Here is a 695-nt window from a genome sequence, read left to right as displayed (position 1 = left end):
CATCGGTGACGAGTTTGACGCCACGTTTCATGAGCCCTTCGGCTAGGGCCTTCGCGTTATTGGCGACGCGCTGGGCGTAGTCGCGGAAGGCCTGGGTGCGCGCTTCTGCCAGGGCGACGGCCTTGGCAGCCATGACGTGGGACAGCGGGCCGCCGAGCACCATCGGGCAGCCGCGGTCGACGTCGTCGGCGTAGTCCTTAGTCGTCAGCACCATGCCGCCGCGCGGTCCGCGTAGCGACTTGTGGGTCGTCGTCGTCACGACCTGGGCGTGGGGGATGGGGTTCTCGTCACCAGTGAAGACTTTGCCAGCTACCAGGCCAGCGAAGTGGGCCATATCGACCATGAGCACAGCACCGACTTCGTCGGCAATCTCGCGCATCTTTGCGAAATTCACGCGGCGCGGGTAGGCGGAGTATCCGGCGACGATGACAAGCGGCTTAAACTCGCGGGCCAGTTCAGCGACCTTGTCGTAGTCGAGTAGGCCCGTTTGCGGATCGGTGCCGTAGGAGCGCTGGTCAAACATCTTTCCGGAGATATTGGGGCGGAAACCATGGGTAAGGTGGCCACCAGCATCAAGGCTCATGCCGATCGCCCGCTGGTCATTGAAACGATGACGCAGGGTGTCCCAGTCAGCTTGAGTGAGGTCATTGACAGTGCGGGCGCCAAATTCTGACAGGGCTGGGGTCTCGATATGG

At 62.6% G+C, this 695-nt stretch carries 1 protein-coding gene; it reads right to left on the bottom strand.

Features of this window, described 5'->3' with window-relative positions; all coding sequences use genetic code 11:
- Positions 1-695: aminotransferase class I/II-fold pyridoxal phosphate-dependent enzyme (locus tag ACH34Q_RS46955; protein WP_395989769.1), on the bottom strand; the 695-nt coding region annotated here is incomplete at both ends.

This window comes from Actinomadura sp. 9N407 (genome assembly GCF_044326315.1).
Lineage (GTDB): Bacteria > Actinomycetota > Actinomycetes > Streptosporangiales > Streptosporangiaceae > Spirillospora.
This window is presented reverse-complemented; position numbering and strand designations above follow the sequence as displayed.